Source organism: Arthrobacter sp. B3I4, assembly GCF_030816855.1.
In the GTDB taxonomy this organism is placed as follows: Bacteria; Actinomycetota; Actinomycetes; order Actinomycetales; family Micrococcaceae; genus Arthrobacter.
Genome location: NZ_JAUSYK010000001.1, coordinates 765127 through 779078 on the forward strand (window position 1 = coordinate 765127; position 13952 = coordinate 779078).

Here is a 13952-nt window from a genome sequence, read left to right on the forward strand (position 1 = left end):
TCCATTTTTTTGCCGATCCCCCAGCCCTCGGTCTCCTGTTCCCAGGGTTCCCCTGGATCCCATGGTCCCTGGTGGTTGTGTCCCTTGGGTCCCCCACGTTGCCGGGCCGCCTGTTCTGATGGAACGGTGACAGCCCACCGCGCGGGGAGGACAGCGTCGTGCTGGCGCGGCGAAGATGACCCTCCTCGCGTGCGTAGATGCACCACTTTTTAGGCTTACCGTATTGGCCTCTGGCCTCAGCAAATCCAAGCGCCACGAATCGTGAGACCGATGGACTGTCTGATGGGTTTCCCAAAGTCGTCCTCCTCTTCCTTCTGCGCACAGTAGACGCAGGCTCCGCGGTGGATGTGGCTGTGGATAACTTTGTGGACAGGTTAGGGGGACTTTCCCGGGTCGCACGTGAGATGGCAGTCGCGATAGAGGATCGAATCGGAGCGCCGGCCGTCTAGCCTGAGGGAAGGGCAGGGATGTTTCACGTGGAACAGAAGAAGTATGACTCCGCTGGGCGAGAAACGCGCTCCGTCAAGGTGTCGTTCGTCGTACGGGGGTTGAGTTTTGCGCGATCTGCTTCCCTTACGGGTGGCTGTACACTTGCATGAGCCTCCTGCGCTGCAGGAAGGCAAAGGGTTGCCAGGGCCACAGCAGCGTATCGCCCGCTGTCGCGTGAGCGTCCGCCTGTGGATATCGCTGTGGGTATCGGATGGCCGTGCTGTGGATAATCCTGTGCATAACCAAGTCAGGTAACCACGTAGTGGAGGGGGCAGACACCCGCGGCTCCACCGAATTGGGGCTGGTCGCGAGGCCGCCTGCCCACCAGAAAAATGTAACGGCCAGGCGCAACCAACAGCATCGGTGATGCGGAGCAAGCAGGGTACACTCGAGCGGCACAGAATCTCGGGCGCGGTCTGCGCGACTGTGTCCCCGGCACTGGTGGGTTTCTTTTGCCGCCACTAGGTTGGTGTGCCGCCGGCATGGCCCGCAGTGGGATGCGGGAGAGACTGAGCTGCCAGGGTGGAGCGGGAGAAGCGGCGGCGGTCCCGCGTGTTTCCCACGACGAGCAGAAGATGCTGGAAAGGCTGCAGCGTAACCACGCGCCCTACGGAATGATCACGAGCGCGGGTCGCCCGCTCTCCTTAGCCTGGTAACGGGACAGGGCGCTGTCAGCAATGCAGCGTAGGAGGATTCCCCTGGAATCGCGAAGAGGCACTCCATACGGTTCGAGGCCCAGGAATGGTTCCGATCCGGTGCCCAACGTTGCAGACGTTCTGAATAACCCCGACCAGCCCTTGAAATGCTGCTGCCGGCGGATCGACAATGGGGCACGCTTGCGATGATACCGTCGATGGCTCGGCGAGTCACTAGTGGCCAGCCTATTTCCGGTTGCGTTTGTCGATGCGGTGCCAGCGAAAGCTCCCCCGATCGGTGTCAGCACGGGACGACCAACGCGACCGGCTGGTGCATCACCCCCAGTGGGTCATGGCGAAGGCGATGCGGCGAATGAACTACTTCGGAGGCCGCCCGCCCGGTTCGCTGCGGCGGCGCGGGCTCGGTTAGTCCGCCTCAATAGGGCCGCAACTTGTGCTCTCTCTGAGGTCGCAGACGTCCATTCTGTGCGACAGTTTCACGTGAAACGTCGCCACGTTGGAGGTGCGGGCTTCGCCGTGAGCGGGTTTGAACGGCGTGCCACGGGGAGTTCCGCCGCCAGTGAGCAAGACTCAGAGACAGGTAGGTCGCGATAATCCTCGGGAAGGCGGCACGACAGTCGCATCAGCCTTCGCTACAGTCCGCGCCGGCTTGTTCGTAAATCGGCTACATCTCTCTGCCACATCCCTGCGTGCCCGGCATGCCCGGAAACCTGATCCCTGCACAGTCACTACACGACGCTATGGCGCGGCCGCGCTTGTGGCAGCCGGCAGTCGGTAGCGATTAGCGAGGTTTAGCCCGCGCCGAGCGATGGCCGAGGAGCGTTTTGCGGCAGACACGGTGGTTGGTAGCGGTTAGCGAGGTCTACACCGCTCTGGGCGTGACTGCCGCTCGCATCCTCTCGTCAACCGACTGGCTGGTTTCACGTGAAACATCGCAATCGGCAAGGACCGAGCCCGGTACACCGCGCTCACCAGAAGACAGTGGGTGCTGCGCGGCGCATCCGTAACCTGTCGTCGAGCGGCGGGTGAGGCTTGGGTACCACCGGCGCCGTCCCTTTGCATCCCCAACGAGTTCCATGGGTGTCTTCGCCATGGATGCCCAGGCCGCTTGGGCCGGAAGCAGCAGTGGGCAGGTATGCGTGTTCGCTAAACACCCGTGAGGGTGTAGTAGCGCACGTTAACTTTCAAAGCCGGCACCTGCGAAATGACCTGGGGGCGGCGCACATGATTCCGCGTTCCCGTTGTATGTGCACTCGGCTACGCTCGTGCAATCTCGGCCGGATCTCTAATGAGCGGACCGCCGGTGTGAGGCGTCTTGTTCTACCTATTTGCGTTAGCACTAGTACCACCAACGGGCTTGTCCCCCTACAGCGCGGGGCTGCACCACGCCCACCGCTGCCGGAGCGTGCTCGTTTCACGTGAAACACAAAGCAGCAGCCCTACTTTGCCCGTCTGCGTCCAACAAGCTACTTGGTCGTGGTGCACCCGTCATGACTGATAACGTGCACGGCCGCCGTTGCGCACGCGGTCGCGTCGGCCGGCCCGGGAACGCCCGGGGATCACAGTATAGTGCCGTGTTTCACGTGAAACGGTCGCGCAATTCCGCATCGGGTTGCGCGGACCTTTGGACGGGCGAATTGTTGCTTGCCGCGACCGTGGCTCTCTCACTCCCACTGCCCAGTGCCGCTTCCTACCACCGGACCATAGCAGCGGTACCCCGCGCTCCGCTCTGCTCGTCCCAGGCGGGACGCATCGGCAGGCAATCCGGGCCGACGCACGATGCCGGCCCTCACAACCGTCCCTTTAGCGTTGGCCGCCTTCGGCAACGCGACTTCGTCAGTCCACCATGACCAGGTTCGGTGTCGACAACCCTCATCTCGCCTTCTTCCACATTGGCTACCCTTCTCCATACTCGGCTCCACACGATTTTTCCTGCTGAGAGGGGCCTGGATGGACGTCAGGCGACGAAAGTGAACGGAACCGGTTGCTATTGAGTGCAATTTCCCCGGCAGTGCGGCTGCCGGGCGGCTGATACTCATTGGGCCCCTGTGACAACGACCGCAGTACAACAACAAAAAGCGGTGGCCCTCCTCAGGAGGACCACCGCTTCAGCGCGCCGACGCCGAGGGCCGGCGTGGCAAATACTTAGGACAGGACGTCGGCGAATTCCTTTTCGAAGAACTGCTTTGGCCGTGCGCCAATGACGGTTCCCTTGACTTCGCCGCCCTGGAACAAGTAAACAGCCGGTATCGAGGTGATACCGTACTCCGCTGCTATTCCGGGGTTGTCGTCGACGTTCACCTTGACGACGTTGACCTTCTCGCCGTATTCGACTGAGATCTCGTCGAGGATAGGGCTGAGTTTGCGGCACGGGCCGCACCATTCAGCCCAGAAATCGACGATGACGGGCTTGTCGGCGGCCAGCACGTCGGTGCTGAAGCTGGCGTCTGTTACATCTTTTGCGTTGCTCATAACCTTGTCTCTCTCTTGGGCTTACCGCGCTCTGGTCAGGCGTGGAGGTCTGCGAGGTAGTGCTCGACGTCGAGGGCAGCCACACATCCGGAACCGGATGCGGTGATGGCTTGACGGTAGGTCGGGTCAATGACGTCACCGGCGGCGAAGACGCCCTTGACGCTCGTCTTGGATGTACGGCCCTCGACGGCGATCGTCCCTTCCGGCGAAAGGTCAAGCTTGCCCTTGACGAGGTCGGTGCGGGGATCATTTCCGATCGCCACGAAAACTCCAGTGACAGCAAGTTCAGTTTCCGTGCCGTCTAGAAGGTTCTTCAACCGAAGTCCGCTGACCTTGTCCCCGCCCAGCACGTCTTCCACAGCAGTGTTCCAGATGAACTTGATCTTCTCGTGGGCAAGTGCACGATCCGCCATGATTTTCGATGCGCGCAAGGTTTCCCGCCGATGTACGACCGTCACCGACCTGGCGAACTTGGTCAGGAACAGTGCCTCTTCCATGGCTGAGTCACCTCCGCCGACCACTGCGATGTCCTGGTCCTTGAAAAAGAAACCGTCGCAGGTTGCACACCAGCTCACTCCGTGGCCGGACAGGCGCTTCTCGTTGGGCAGACCCAGTTCGCGGTAGGCGGAGCCGGTCGACAAGATGATGGCCCGGGCGCGGAAGGTCTCTTCGGTGGCGATAGTGACCGTCTTGATGTCACCGTCGATGTCCAAGTCGGTGACGTCCTCGAACTCGATCTGGGTGCCGAACCGGGCGGCCTGCTTCTCGAAGTTCTCCATCAGGTCCGGGCCCATGATGCCCTCGGGGAAGCCTGGGTAGTTTTCGACGTCGGTGGTGTTCATGAGCTCGCCGCCTGCGGTTACAGAACCTGCCAGAAGCAGCGGCTTGAGGTCGGCACGCGCCGTGTACACCGCCGCCGTGTAGCCGGCAGGCCCGGAGCCGACGATGATGACATCACGTACCTCGGACGCGGTGTTTTCTGCGTTGCTCACTGAACTGTGAACCTCTTCCCTGGTCGAAGGGCCCGCCTGGGTGGCCGGCCACATTGCACAACTAAAACAGGCATCCGGATATTCCGTCGACGCGGGTCATGACCAGCCCCTAGCGTTCTACCCGGACGCCCCGCCGGCAGGCTGTCATTCCGGATCCTCCGCCGGTACCGTCTGGCGGGCGGCGCCTACTGGACCTTGATCTCCGCAAGCCGCAGTCCGAAACCGTAGCGGGTCTTTGGCGCTGCGAGCTTCGGAAGGCTCTTGATCGAAACGATGACGTACTGGGCCGTGACAGGCTCCTGCAGCGGCATGGTGAGTTCCGGGGAGGTGAAGCTGTTGCTGCCAACCAGCTTGGCTCCTTCCAACGACGGCTGGTCGTTGGTGAAGACGCTGATGCTGCCACCGGAGGCGCCAAGCTGGCTCAGGGTCACCGACGATATCTGCGCCTCGTCCTTGAGCTTGACGACGAGCGGAACGCCGTCAGGAGCGAAACCGCCCCAGCTGTCACTGGCGAACTCCATATCGGACCAGTAGCTGGCAGCGTTGCCGTCGTAGGTCTTGACGAGGTCCCGGTCGTAGGTGGCGGCGAAATCGAAGTTGCCCTGGCGGGTGACCGACTCGATGGCCGGGGGTGCTGCCGCCGGCGGTGCACTCGGGGCCGCGGAGGGCGCCTCGGTTTGTTGCGGGGCACTGGCAGGCGCTGTCGTCTTGGCGGCTTCGGGCGTGCCGCCCTTGAAAAGCCCGCCTAGGTTCGTGACGGCGAAAATCAGTCCGATCACGAGCACTGCAGCCAGCAGGGCGCCCACCAGCCAACGCATGGACCGCGGTTCACGCCGCGGCTCGTCGTCGTCGGTGTCGTCTTCGTACTCCTCGTACCGGTCCGTGGACGGGGTCTTCTTGGCGAGAACCGGGAAACTACCCGCTGCCCGACCGGCAGCCGCTCCGGTGGATCCAGCGCGTTGCCTCGCCGCGGTCCGCTCGTCAGGCTCGGCGTCGTCGTAGTCATCGCCTTTCCAAAGCGAGACTTTGGGAGTCTTTGCAGCCGGCGCTGCTTGCGCAGCAGTCTGCACCGGCTGGGCGGCGGTAGCCTGCGGAGCCGCTTGCTGGGGGGCGGTCTTCGGGGATTTGGCAGCCTTGGCGGCGGCGGCACCGGCGGAACCAGCCGCTACAGCGGCGGCACCAGCGACGACGCCGGAAGCACCGGCACCCTGGGCACCGGCACCCCGGGCACTGGCGCCGCTCCTGCCTTGCGAGCCGGACCCGCTGGAGTCGCGGGCAGCGGGGCCACGGGAGCCTGCGCCCGGCGAGGACGCCGGCGGAGCAGGTACACGCTGCGGCGGCGCGGAGGGCGCCGCGGGACGCTGACCGGCCGGCCGGTGCTGCTCACCGTAGTTAATGTATCCCGCGTCGATTTCCTCGTCGTCGTAGAGACCGTCGTAGGTTTCCGGCTCGGTGGAGCGCGGCTGACCGAAGATTTCGCTGCCCAGTGTGTCGGTGAAGAACGGCTCCACATAGGGAGGGTTGGAGCTGACGACGAGGTCGAGCAGGTCGGCAGCCGAGGTGTGGTTGGTGATGAGGTAGGTGGTGGCGTCGCTGACCCCAAGGTCCAGGATCTGGACGTGCCCCGGACGTTCACCGGTTGCCACTTCCCGGGCGCCCTGGGCCACCTGGTCGGCGTTGCCAGGGCCGGCGACGAGGATGCTCACCGGGCGGTTGAGTACCTGGTCCACCCCGTCCAGCACCAGATCATGGTCATGCGAAGTCAGTACCATGGCTGTGACCTTGTAGCGGCCGCCAAGTACTGATCCGACATCGATCGGGTGGGACACGGGTTCCTCCTAGACTGTCCGGGAATTGCCGGCCTTGATGACGTCAACAGTCAACGCCGGCCCCCGGTAAAGCCGGTGGACCTAAGGTCTGCAACTCCCCTTATTAGTCTTCGATCCTAGCCGATGCACTGTCCGCGCCGCGTGATCCCGGCGCCGCGAGCACAAGGCGGCTATTTTTTAGTCCGGCGGCCGAAGGGGAAATAAGGGTTCTGCCCCGACTGGCCCTGGTAGGTCCGGCGGCCGGGTAAGGGAATCTCCGGCCGGCCCTGGCTGGCCCGGGCGGTGCCGGGCAGCTCCTCCTCAGGGAGGTATCCGCCGTCGGAATGCCCGCCCGGTTCCTCCTCTTCCCGGAGGTTTGGCCCTACCCGGAAGGAAGCGGTGTCGAACTCCCCCGAAATTCGCGGGATGAGGCCGGTATCCATCGAGGTGGTGGCCCTTTCCTGGGTGGGCCTGGCAGGTACGGGAGCTTCACTGGCGAGGGCGTCACTCGTGCGGGTGTCGGTACCGGCGTCAGCCCCGGCGGCCCGGTGTGGCGCCTCGGCGGGACTGCGCCGCAGTCTTCCCAGCAGAGGCTGCAGCAGGTCCTGCAGTTCGGTCACACGAAGGATCTTGAGCAGGAGGAAGTAAACAGCCAGCATGACTGGACCGACGACGACGACGGTCACCAGGGCCGCCGGCCGGCTGCTCCAGGCGAAGCCGTCAGGCTGGTAGCTGCCCAGCAACCACAGCGCTCCGGCAGCGGCCAGCGCCGAGCCGAGTGCCGCGTAACCCATGCGGATGTAGGAGCTGGCCACGCGTGGACCGTCCAAGTGCCCGAGAAGCCGGCGGAGGAAGAACGCACTGACCATGACCGAGAGGATATTGCCGCCGGTATAGAGGATCGCGATGGCGAAAATGATCTGGTCAAAGGGCAGGAACTGGATGAAGAAGGCGGCCACCACGTTGACGAGGGCCAGCACCAGCTGGATAAAGAACGGGGTCCGGGCGTCTTCGTTGGCGTAGAAGACCCGCGACATCATGAAGTTCGCGCTCATGAACGGCGTGCTCAGGGCCAGGATGGTGAGCGTCTGGGCCAGCATGACCCCGTCCTGACGCTGCCCGCCGGAGAAGAACATGCCCAGCGGCCCGGCGAGGGCGAAGAGCGCCAGCGCACCAAACACGGTGGCTACCGCCATGGTCCGCAGACCGTGGGACAGCGCCCTGCGCAGCCCGGCCCGGTCGCCGTCCTGGGATGCCCGGGTCATGCGGTTGAAGAGCACGGTGGCCAGAGAGAGCGCGATGATGGAGTGCGGGAGCAGGTAAAGCTGGCTGGCGACTTCCAGCACCGCGTTGCCAGGAAGGGTGGCCGCGGCCGCGTGGTCGCCGGCCTTTTCCAGCCTGAGGCGCTCGGCGCCGGGGATCGTCGCGATGCGCATGACGTAGAGGAAGGCGAGCTGCCCGACGGCGGCGGTTGACAGCGTCCAGACGCTGAGTTTGGCTGCCTGGCCCAGGCCCACGCCGCGCCAGCCGAAGCGGGGCCGCAGCCCCAGCCGCAACCGGAACACCGGAATCATCAAAATGGCGGTCTGGGCAATGACACCGATGGTGGAGAAGCCCGCCACGAGGAAGGTCTGGAATGACCCCCAGTTATCGAGTGTGTGCGGGTTGCTGGCGTCATTAGCTCCCAGGATCCAAATGAACATGCCCAGGCCGGCGATCGCGACGATGTTGTTAAGGATCGGGGCCCACATGGCGGGTCCGAACGCCCCGTTGGCGTTCAGGACCTGGGTGAGCAGGGCGTACAGGCCGTAGAAGAAGATCTGCGGCAGGCACCAGAAAGCAAACGATACGGCCAGGGCCTTTTGTTGCGGCGAATAGCCCTGGGTGGTCAGCTCGATCACCCATGGCGCGAGCAGGGTCACCAGCAACGTCAGCGAAAGCAACACCACGACGGCCAAGGTCAGCAGCCGGCTGATGTAGTCGGCTCCGCGGTCCGCGGCCTTGCTTGCCTTGATGATCTGCGGGACCAGTACCGCGTTGAAGACGCCGCCGGCCACCAGCAGGAAGATCAGGTTGGGCAGGTTGTTGGCGTTGACGAACGTGTCGGTGACGGTGGAGCCGAGGCCCAGGGCTGCCGCGAGCATCCAGGTCTTTACGAAGCCCAGGAAACGCGAAACCAGCGTTCCGGCGGCCATGATGGCGCTGGAACGTGCCTCTCCGGCGTGGGCGGCTGGGGTGGCGGCGGCCGCGGACGGGGCAGGCTTATCGGGCGAGGGCTTGGCAGCAGACATTGTCTTCATCGTCTCATCCGGGGATGCCTTTGTGCGCCATCAGGCCCGGGACGGCGGTAGGCCGCAGCGGGCTGGGGTCACGCCGGGCGCGGTGGGCGGCGCTTCAGCTGTGCTCGGGCAGGACTTCCCGTGCGAGGTCCGCGATCCGGCGCTCATTGGGGAAGGAGAGCCGGCGGGCCAGTTCGTGAAGCGGGACCCAGGCAACGTCGACGGCCTCCTGGTCCGGGTCATTCTCAATCGTCAGTTCCCCACCCGTGGCCTGCAACAGATAGTGGTGCACCGTCTTGTGTACCCGGTGCCCACTGACCGTGAACCAGTAGTCAATGCTCCCGAGCGGCGCCAGGATCTTGCCCTCAATTCCGGTTTCCTCGGCGATTTCGCGCACCGCGGCTTCTTCGTTGCTTTCGTTCCCCTCCGGGTGGCCCTTCGGCAGGCACCACTCGAGGCGCCCGCCGCGGTTGAGGCGGGCAATGATCGCAACCCGCAATTCGGCGTCGGATGTGTCCACGACGACCCCGCCGGCGGAGATTTCCTCGACGGTCGGCAGCGAAGCCTGTCCCAAATGCTGGGCTGGCGCGACGTTGGCACCGATTGCCGATGGCAACGGTGCGTTTGTCCTCCTGCCGGGAGCGCTCGGTACGGGATGGGCCATAAAGTCCACTCTAACTACTCTTGCCCGGACTTGATGACCTAAACAAGGCGCGAAAGTGGCTGGCAGGGAAACGGAATCGGCGTCGTGGCTCTCCTGAGCACGGACTGCAGCGGATGGCCGACCGTCCCGGTGTGGTGCTGGCGAGGATTTCTGACAAGCTTAAGAGACTATGGCGCACGCACATCACCAAACTGATTCTTCCACCATCGATTTTCAGGTAGACCCGGTGGTCCTCGAGCTTGGGCAGCGCTTTGTCGACGCCGGACACGAACTTTCCCTCGTGGGAGGGCCGGTGCGCGACCTCTTCCTGTGCCGGGTGTCGCCGGACCTGGACTTCACCACTGATGCCACCCCGGATGAGACAGTGGCGTTGATCAAAAAGTGGGCCGACACCTATTGGGAGATCGGACGCGCCTTCGGAACTATCGGGATGCGCAAGGCCGGGTTCCAGATCGAAATCACCACCTACCGCGCCGAGGCTTACGATCCGGAGTCACGAAAGCCAGTCGTGGCGTTCGGGTCGTCCCTTACAGATGACCTGCTGCGGCGGGATTTCACGATCAACGCGATGGCCCTGCGGCTGCCGGGGATGGAACTGGTGGACCCGTTCGGCGGCGTCCGGGATCTGCATTCCTCGACCCTGGCGACTCCCGGTTCTCCGGAAGACTCCTTCTCCGATGACCCGCTGCGGATGATGCGCGCCGCCCGCTTCGCTGCCCAGCTCGGGGTGGCCGTGCATCCGGAAGTGCGTGCGGCCATGACGACGATGGCTGAGCGGATCAAGATCATTTCCGCGGAGCGGGTCCGTGACGAGCTGGTGAAGCTGATCAGTGCCGCCCGGCCCCGGACCGGCGTCGACCTGCTGGTCGAGACGGGGCTGGCTGAGTTTGTGCTTCCCGAGGTGTCGGCCTTGCGCCTGGAGTCCGATGAGCACCATCGTCACAAAGACGTCTACCAGCACTCGCTTCAGGTCCTGGAGCAGGCGGCGGCACTCGAATCGGCTGCCGACGGACCTGTTCCCGGCCCTGATTTCGTGCTTCGCTTCGCTGCCCTGATGCACGACGTCGGCAAGCCGGCCACGCGCCGCTTCGAGCCGGGCGGTGCGGTCAGCTTCCGGCACCACGACATGGTCGGGGCCAAGCTGACTTCCAAGCGGATGAAAGCCCTCCGGTTTGATAATGACACTACAAAAGCCGTGGCACGCCTTGTGGAACTTCACATGCGCTTCTACGGGTACGGCGAAGCCGGCTGGAGCGACTCCGCGGTCCGCCGCTATGTCACCGACGCCGGCCCGCTGCTGGAGCGCCTGCACCGGTTGACCCGCTCGGACGTGACCACCCGCAACCAGCGCAAGGCTGACAGGCTCGCCTTCGCCTATGACGACCTTGAGACGAGGATTGCCGCGTTGCGGGAGCAGGAATCCCTCGACGCCGTCCGTCCCGATCTTGACGGCGGCCGGATCATGGCCTTGCTGGGTCTCAAGCCCGGGCCGGTCGTGGGCCGGGCCTACAAATTCCTGCTGGAAGAGCGGATGGAGCACGGCCCCCTGGAGCCTGCCGTGGCCGAAGCCAAGCTTCAGGAGTGGTGGGCGGCGCAGCCGGAAGCTGCCGCCGTCGACGTTTCCCCTACAGAGGAGTCCTAAGTGAACGCACCTTCCAATACTCCACGCCCGCAGCTCTGGATCCTGCGCCACGGCGAAACGGAATGGTCCAAAAGCGGGCAGTACACGGGCCTTACTGACCTCCCCCTCACCGTGGAAGGTGAGCAGCAGGCGGTGGAAGCGCGGAAAGTGCTCGACACCGTCGACTTCGACCTTGTGCTGACTTCCCCCCTCCGCCGTGCCCGCCGCACCGCGGAGCTGGCCGGCTTCCCGGATGCCCGGATGGAACCACTGGCGGTGGAATGGGATTACGGCGACTACGAGGGCATCAGTTCCGACCTCATCCGCAAGGACAATCCTGACTACCTGATCTGGACGCATGGCGTGCCGAACGGCGAAGACCTGGACGATGTCGCCGCCCGGGCCGACAAAATCGTGGCCCGCGTATTGGAGTCCGGTCTGGACAACGTTCTCATCGTGGCGCACGGCCATTTCTCACGCATCCTCACCGCGCGCTGGCTGGGGCTTGATGCCCATCAAGGCCGGCACTTTGTCCTGGGCACCGCCAAGGTTTGCACCCTCGGTTGGGACAAGAAGACCCCCGCTATCGTCCGCTGGGGACTCTGAATTACTCCAGACAAACGATTAGTTGAAGAAGTTTTCCTATTTTAGTAGGCAAACGCCGCCTTTAGGTGTATTTTTATTTCTGACCCCAGAGCGGCTCGCCGGGGTCACGGCGCACGTCACCCGGCCAGTGAGCCGGAGTCACGGCAGAACAGAAAAGGAGGTTGGGAAATGATTACTTTGACTAGCGGATGGATGTTTACCGCCACCCCGGCCTCTGTCGCTGCCCGGCGCCCGAAACTCGGACTTTCTGCCTCCTAGCTCCGGCTCCACCGGCACTGCCCGGCCCTAGACATACGGCGCGTTGCGTCGGTCAGCCCTTGGGTTGGCCGACCCCTGCATTGGCCGTCCTGTCGCGCTGGCCGGTGCGGGCGGAATGTTCGCTCGGCGGAATCACCTAGCTTCGCAGTATCCCCCATAATTCCGAACCAGCTTCTTGTTGGGGTTTGCCGCGCCAGCCGGTGTGTGGATTTTCCCGTCGCCCTCTTGAAATCACCTAATAGCCCTGCGCTATTTCCTTGCCGAAAACTCTTTGAATTTCGAGGCCTTAATTGTCATGCCCAATTTCAAGTCGCCCTCCGATAAACCGGAATACGGTGCCGTGGCCGCTGCTGCCGCTCCCCGCCCCGGGCGCCAGTCAGCCGTCCACCCTCTTTTCCTGCAAGCCTTCCGAAAGGAGGTGATCATAATGATGCGAAAACTGCACAACGTCCTGATCTTCGACGCCCGCCCGGTCCTCAAAGACCGGACGCAGTTCAACGCCCAGCTGCTGGAGCAGCGGCGTGAAGATATCTTCCTCGCCATGCACCAGATGGGACTTCTCCGCTGATGAAGCGTACTTTCGGCGCCGGACCCCGACGCCCGTCGTCGGGGTCCGGCTGCCCGGTAAGCTCAAGGCATGCAGGAGACAACGCCGCCGGACCACCGCACGCGGACCCGTCTGGTAGTCCCCAGCCGCAGCGACCTTTTGCTGCGGAACTTCACCGAAGTGATCGGCGGACCGCTGGGCCGCCGCACCGCTGCGGGCGTGGTCTCCCCCGGAGTCTTCACGGTAGAACGCGTCCTCGTCCTGCTCACGGTCCTGGCCGCCCTGTTGGCCGTCCTGGTGAAAGGCTACTGCCGCAGCAACGGCTGGGAATCCCCCACCCAGTTCTACGCAACGTGCTACTCGGACTTTCCGGAATTGTTCAGGAACCGGGGACTGGGGGACGGCGCCTTCCCCTTTGTCACCGCCGGCAGTTACTTCGAGTACCCGGTGATCATGGGCTTCATCGCCGGGGCCACCGCGCTGCTGGTGCCCGGCGGAGGGGTTAGTGATTCCCGCGTCCTCGCCTACTTCGACATCAACGCCACGTTAATTGCGGCCGCCTGGATCGTTACGGTGTTGGCCACCGCCCGCACCGCTGGTCGTCGACAGTGGGATGCGGCCATGGTGGCCGTTGCACCCGGCATCGTCCTGGCCGGCTTCATCAACTGGGACATGTGGGCCGTCGGCCTGCTGGCGCTGGGCATGTACTTTTTCTCCCGGAACAAGCTGCTGCTCGCCGGCCTCTTCATCGGCTTAGGCACTGCAACCAAGCTTTACCCACTGCTGATTCTGGGCGCTGTTTTGTTGCTGGCCCTCCGCACCGGAAAGATCCGGGCCTTCCTCGTTACCGCGGGAGCGGCTGCGGCCACCTGGCTGGCGGTCAACCTCCCGGCAGCCACCCAGGATCCGGCCGGCTGGAAATACTTTTACCAGTTCACGCAGTCACGTCCGGCGGGTTACAGCTCGCCCTGGTTCGGCTACAACCTGGTGGCCGGACGCCTCGGTTGGAAACCACTGGGCGCCGAGGCCATCAACGCCCTGGCTTTGAACGCCTTCCTGGCCGCGTGCGTCCTGATCGCGGTTCTGGCCCTCGCCTCGCCGCGCAGGCCCCGGTTCGCCCAGCTGGTGTTCCTAATTGTGGCGGCGTTCATCCTCACCAACAAGGTCTACTCGCCGCAGTTCGTGATCTGGCTGGTCCCGTTGCTGGCCCTGGCCCGGCCCAAGTGGCGGGACTTCCTGGTCTGGCAGGCAGTCGAGGGGCTGCACTGGGCTGCCGTGTGGATGTATCTGGGCCAAGTGACCAGCGGGGGACCCACGCAGCACAACATCGATATGCCGTATTACGTCCTTGCCGTCCTGGCGCATATGGTCGCAACCGGCTACCTGATGGTGCGGGTGGCCTGGGACATCTGGGACCCGCACTACGACGTCGTCCGCCGTTACGAGGTGGACGATCCCCACGGCGGCCCGTTCAACCGCGCCCCGGACTGGCTCCGCCTGGACATCCGGCGTCCAGCCCGGTCCGTCCTGCCATGGCGGAAACCCCGAGTGGAGGCCTGA

At 64.1% G+C, this 13952-nt stretch carries 9 protein-coding genes; 4 read left to right on the forward strand and 5 right to left on the reverse strand.

From position 1 onward, the window contains the following. Positions 1-3290: 3290 nt before the first annotated feature. The 5 genes from trxA to QFZ61_RS03685 all read right to left on the reverse strand — a co-directional run bounded on the left by trxA (position 3291) and on the right by QFZ61_RS03685 (position 9360). Positions 3291-3617 carry a thioredoxin gene (gene trxA / locus QFZ61_RS03665; RefSeq protein ID WP_307033399.1) on the reverse strand — a complete coding sequence of 109 codons (327 nt, stop codon included), beginning with the start codon at positions 3615-3617 and terminating at the stop codon, positions 3291-3293. Positions 3618-3652: 35 nt separating this feature from the next. Then, the gene (trxB, locus tag QFZ61_RS03670; protein WP_307033401.1) at positions 3653-4609 is read right to left on the reverse strand and encodes a thioredoxin-disulfide reductase; all 957 of its coding nucleotides are present in this window, start codon (positions 4607-4609) and stop codon (positions 3653-3655) included. A gap of 185 nt (positions 4610-4794) precedes the next feature. Beyond that, entirely contained in the window at positions 4795-6438 is a 1644-nt protein-coding gene (locus tag QFZ61_RS03675; protein ID WP_307033403.1) for an ABC transporter substrate-binding protein, read from the reverse strand. Between the two features lie 170 nt (positions 6439-6608). Further along, the gene (gene murJ, locus QFZ61_RS03680; protein WP_373427187.1) at positions 6609-8708 is read right to left on the reverse strand and encodes a murein biosynthesis integral membrane protein MurJ; all 2100 of its coding nucleotides are present in this window, start codon (positions 8706-8708) and stop codon (positions 6609-6611) included. A gap of 103 nt (positions 8709-8811) precedes the next feature. Next, complete coding sequence (locus QFZ61_RS03685; RefSeq protein ID WP_307033407.1) at positions 8812-9360, reverse strand: NUDIX hydrolase; 549 nt, start codon at positions 9358-9360, stop codon at positions 8812-8814. A gap of 169 nt (positions 9361-9529) precedes the next feature. Between QFZ61_RS03685 and QFZ61_RS03690 the strand changes: the two genes are divergently transcribed. The 4 genes from QFZ61_RS03690 to QFZ61_RS03705 all read left to right on the forward strand — a co-directional run bounded on the left by QFZ61_RS03690 (position 9530) and on the right by QFZ61_RS03705 (position 13952). Beyond that, positions 9530-11002, forward strand: a complete 1473-nt coding sequence (locus QFZ61_RS03690) for a CCA tRNA nucleotidyltransferase (protein WP_307033409.1) — start codon at positions 9530-9532, stop codon at positions 11000-11002. Next, positions 11003-11587, forward strand: a complete 585-nt coding sequence (locus QFZ61_RS03695) for a histidine phosphatase family protein (RefSeq protein WP_307033411.1) — start codon at positions 11003-11005, stop codon at positions 11585-11587. It begins immediately after the preceding gene. Between the two features lie 685 nt (positions 11588-12272). Beyond that, positions 12273-12413 (forward strand): hypothetical protein, encoded by a 141-nt coding sequence (locus QFZ61_RS03700; RefSeq protein WP_307033413.1) that lies wholly within the window; start codon positions 12273-12275, stop codon positions 12411-12413. Between the two features lie 69 nt (positions 12414-12482). Then, positions 12483-13952: a glycosyltransferase family 87 protein gene (locus QFZ61_RS03705; protein WP_307033416.1), complete on the forward strand. Its 1470-nt coding sequence runs from the start codon at positions 12483-12485 to the stop codon at positions 13950-13952.

Coding starts and splice junctions, on each gene's coding strand:
- trxA (WP_307033399.1), bottom strand. CDS start 3,617: ATGAGCAACGCAAAAGATGTAACAGACGCCAGCTTCAGCACCGACGTG.
- murJ (WP_373427187.1), bottom strand. CDS start 8,708: ATGTCTGCTGCCAAGCCCTCGCCCGATAAGCCTGCCCCGTCCGCGGCC.
- QFZ61_RS03685 (WP_307033407.1), bottom strand. CDS start 9,360: ATGGCCCATCCCGTACCGAGCGCTCCCGGCAGGAGGACAAACGCACCG.
- QFZ61_RS03690 (WP_307033409.1), top strand. CDS start 9,530: ATGGCGCACGCACATCACCAAACTGATTCTTCCACCATCGATTTTCAG.
- QFZ61_RS03700 (WP_307033413.1), top strand. CDS start 12,273: ATGATGCGAAAACTGCACAACGTCCTGATCTTCGACGCCCGCCCGGTC.
- QFZ61_RS03705 (WP_307033416.1), top strand. CDS start 12,483: ATGCAGGAGACAACGCCGCCGGACCACCGCACGCGGACCCGTCTGGTA.